Annotated in this window: 5 protein-coding genes; all 5 read left to right on the plus strand. The window is 43.5% G+C overall.

Annotation, left to right across the window (positions count from 1 at the left end):
• Window positions 1–412: cyclic nucleotide-binding domain-containing protein (locus GX441_12665; GenBank protein ID NLI99490.1), on the plus strand; the 412-nt coding region annotated here is incomplete at its 5' end.
• A gap of 115 nt (window positions 413–527) precedes the next feature.
• A complete protein-coding gene (asnS, locus tag GX441_12670) occupies window positions 528–1,835 on the plus strand; it encodes an asparagine--tRNA ligase (GenBank protein NLI99491.1) in 1,308 nt (435 codons plus the stop codon).
• Between the two features lie 191 nt (window positions 1,836–2,026).
• Complete coding sequence (locus GX441_12675; protein NLI99492.1) at window positions 2,027–2,797, plus strand: ABC transporter ATP-binding protein; 771 nt, start codon at window positions 2,027–2,029, stop codon at window positions 2,795–2,797.
• Window positions 2,794–3,492, plus strand: coding sequence for a hypothetical protein (locus GX441_12680; protein NLI99493.1), 699 nt, complete (start codon window positions 2,794–2,796; stop codon window positions 3,490–3,492). Before GX441_12675 ends, GX441_12680 begins: the two co-directional genes overlap by 4 nt.
• The coding region (locus tag GX441_12685; GenBank protein ID NLI99494.1) for a hypothetical protein at window positions 3,489–4,019 on the plus strand (531 nt) is incomplete at its 3' end. The genes GX441_12680 and GX441_12685, both read left to right, overlap by 4 nt.

The raw sequence follows: 4,019 nt of genomic DNA on the forward strand, positions 1-4,019 counted from the left end.
TGCTGAATGCACGGCTATAGCTGAAATCGGAAAGGAAAGGAATATTAAGGCCGGTACTATCCTCGGGACAGAGGGAGAAAAAGCTGAAGAGTTTTACCTGGTTGTCGATGGACAGTTGGAAATTTCTACGAATGCGGCTCTAGTCGAGCATATGCCAGTGACTATCGCATCAGTTGGCCCTGGTCAGATTTCGGGATGGTCCTCCATGTACAAAGATGGTAAACTCACGGCTACCATAAAAGCCACCAAGGATTCCAAGCTTTTCGTATGGAACGCCCTTCAACTACACGAATTTCTGATTCGGAATTGCGGTATGGGCTATCGAATATTACAGGAGATTCTTTCAGTGGTTGCAAAACGTCTTGTCAATACAAGAGTGTCTCTGATGAGCTGCGTAATGGAAAATAAGTAGCTGTTTTGCAACAATACCAATAATTTACCAAAACAATCAATATCAATCAAATTTAATTTATAACAAAGCTGTATCTAAGTGTTGACAAAATTAACAGCCTTTGTAGACTTTTCGCATGATTTGGATTGAAGAGCTCAAAAACCACCTAGGGGAGGAAGTAGCCCTCAAAGGATGGGTTTACAACCGAAGGGACTCAGGTAAAATAAGATTTGTAATTCTGCGAGACGGAACTGGATTGCTCCAATGTGTCTTTGTTGCTTCACAATTAGACGAAGCTACATTCAATCAGGCTGATATACTTAATCAGGAAGCTACTGTTGAGATTACAGGTGCAGTAAGGGAAGAAAAACGCGCTCCTGGTGGCATAGAGTTAACGGTCAAATCGTTAAAACTTCTCTCAGACTCTATCGACTATCCCATAACCCCTAAGGAACACGGTATCGATTTCCTTCTGTCGCACAGACACCTTTGGTTACGGTCTCGCAGACAACACGCCCTTCTTAGATGCAGGGATACTCTGATTCGTGCCTTTCACGATTTTTTTGAAGAGAGGGGATTCATCCTTATTGACCCGCCGATAATAACTCCTACTTCGTGCGAAGGAACTACTGAGCTATTTGAAGTAAAGTATTTTGATGATGCGGCATACCTTTCTCAATCTGGTCAGCTGTATATGGAACCGGCGGCAGCCGCCTTCGGTAAGGTTTACTGTCTTGCACCGTCATTCAGAGCTGAAAAATCCAAAACTCGTCGTCATCTGACAGAGTTCTGGCATCTTGAACCCGAGGTAGCGTTTCTTGATCTTGATGGTGATATGGAGCTTGCTGAAGACATGCTTCTGTTCGTCGTCAAGAGGATTCTGGAGAAGAGAAAAGATGATTTGAATCTTCTTGGCGAGAAGGTTGACGGATTCAATGAGCATATCAAGATACTTGAGAATCTATCCAAACCCTTTTTCAGAATATCCTATTCAGACGCTATTGAGCTCTTGAATAAAAAGGGAACTACGATGGTATGGGGAGAGAAGTTTGGAGCGGATGAAGAAGCTATAATATCTAAGGAATTCAATAAACCCGTATTTGTTCATCGATACCCAAAAAAATCAGCCCCTTTTTACATGAAGGAAGATCCAGACAACCCGCAGCTGGTTAAAAACTTCGACTTACTTGCCCCGGAAGGATACGGCGAGATAATAGGAGGCTCTCAAAGGGAAGATGACTTAAAGAAACTCGAGAATGCTATAAAATCCAACAATCTACCGCGCGAACCTCTTGAGTGGTATCTTGACTTGAGACGCTATGGTTCTTTTGAACATTCCGGTTTCGGAATAGGCATGGAACGTACCCTTGCCTGGATTACAGGAATTCATCATATAAGGGAAACTATACCCTATCCACGTCTAATGGATAGAATTTATCCTTGATCAAAACAAAAAAAGTGTACGAATACTTGAATGTATCCTTCAAAAACATCTAACTTTTAACTTAATGATTGATAAATTAATCGAGTTGACTATTAGCTAGGCTAACTTAAAAAGTTTTCAATTAACTTGACACCTTCTCCTGCAAACATATAATTTGTGTATTAATGAAATTGCATTCCAAGGAGATTTCTATGCACACAATTCGAGAGTTGAAAATTATTTGTGGAATTGACAAATCAGGAGCAAGGGAGGACTTGGATGAAATTACTATCTTTCCTGGTGAAATAATAGGTATTGTAGGACCAACCGGGTCTGGAAAAAGCACCTTGATTTCAGACATCGAGCTGCTCGCACAAGGTGATACGCATACAAGACGCAAAATCCTTATAAACGGCGAACCTCCAGAAAAGGATGTACGAACTGACCCCAGGAAGAAACGTATTGCTCAACTTTCCCAGAACATGCATTTCCTGGCCGATATGTCAGTAGGAGACTTCATAAGAATGCATGCAAAGAGCAGGAATCGTACCTTTGACACGGTTGAAAAGGTTATTGATATAGCAAATACGCTGACAGGCGAGCCTATTCATAAAGAACATCAACTGACAATCCTGAGCGGAGGACAATCGAGGGCTTTGATGGTCGCCGACATCGCGGTTGTATCAGATTCTCCAATAGTCCTGATTGACGAAATCGAAAATGCGGGAATAAAAAAGAAGGAAGCCTTAAGTTTGCTGACAGCCGAGGGAAAAATAGTCTTGGTTGTAACCCATGATCCGGTTCTTGCCTTAATGACCAAGCGACGTATTGTCATGCGCAACGGTGGCATAAGACATCTAATAGAGACCACACAGGGCGAGATATCAATATGGTCTGAACTCGTAAAACTTGATGATTATATCATGTCACTTCGCAACACAATAAGACAAGGCAAACTTGTCGAGGAACCGAGCCTCGTATGAAACTTGTGGTCGTCGCAGGGACCCCAGGCTCTGGCAAAACTTCCGTTTTAATGCATACTATCCGAATCCTCAAATCAAATGGCCTTCTCCCTGCCGTAATAAAAATCGATTGCCTTTGGACAGATGACGACAAGAGGTTTTCTCGTCTCGGAATCCCTGTCCGGACCGGCCTTTCTAAGGATATGTGTCCAGATCATTTTGCCATATATAATACCGACGAGATGATTAAATGGGCAAAAGAATCGGATTCAGATGTTGTTTTCAATGAAACAGCCGGTCTGTGTTTAAGATGCGCCCCATATCCTGACGGTTGTATTGCTGTCTGTGTAATAGATGTCACCACCGGACCCAACACACCGCTAAAGGTTGGTCCAATGCTAACAACTGCAGACGTTGTTGTAGCAACTAAGGGCGATATAGTATCGCAGGCTGAAAGAGAGGTTTTCAGGGAACGCGTTCATGAAGTAAATCCCAAATGCAGAATAATAGAGGCAAACGGATTATCCGGTCAAGGCTCCTCTGAACTTGCAGAAATAATAGATAATATGCACGATGTCGCTCACGAACTCAACTTGCGACACAACGCTCCATTGGCTATATGCACCCTATGCACCGGAGAAACCAGACTGGCCAAAGAGCACCACATCGGTGTCTTGAGGCACATGGACGGATTCACGGAATACAAAGGCGAATGATGCAGGATATCCTCGACCTACTCCCGGGATACAACTGCGGCGAATGCGGAGCGAAACAATGCAGGGATTTCGCAGATGCTTTGCTTGGGAAGAAGGTTTTACTTACCGCCTGTCCCCATCTGGATTCGGAAAGATTCAGGGCGAATATCACTGAGATAGAAGAACTTCTCAATCGAATCGGGTACAATTCCGATACTGAAGCTGCTTTGCGCAGGAAAGAGACTGATGCTCCGCTTCTCGATTCAGGTAGAGCTTCTGAGCCCGCGGGTCTCCAAGGCTTAATCGACGGACTCCAGGCTGATTTTACACTTTCACCATTACCAGGTGAACCCTCGTGCCGCGAGGATCTTTATCCCTTTGATCGAAAAATTGATGTTGATACATTAAAAAATGCCTACATTCGTTACCGACCACTCGGATGCCCTGTTACACATTTTGCCAAAGTTATTGATGTTGCAAGAGGCATTTTGACGGTTCACCTCATAGGTCCGGTCCACAGGATTACCGGCCAAAATACAAACTTTGAA

The sequence above is a fragment of the bacterium genome, assembly GCA_012517375.1.
In the GTDB taxonomy this organism is placed as follows: Bacteria; Hydrothermota; Tepidihabitantia; order B3-TA06; family B3-TA06; genus JAAYVC01.

What these genes read in the sequence shown, in the direction of transcription:
- GX441_12680 (NLI99493.1), top strand. Translation starts at nt 2,794, where the DNA reads ATGAAACTTGTGGTCGTCGCAGGGACCCCAGGCTCTGGCAAAACTTCC.
- GX441_12675 (NLI99492.1), top strand. Translation starts at nt 2,027, where the DNA reads ATGCACACAATTCGAGAGTTGAAAATTATTTGTGGAATTGACAAATCA.
- asnS (NLI99491.1), top strand. Translation starts at nt 528, where the DNA reads ATGATTTGGATTGAAGAGCTCAAAAACCACCTAGGGGAGGAAGTAGCC.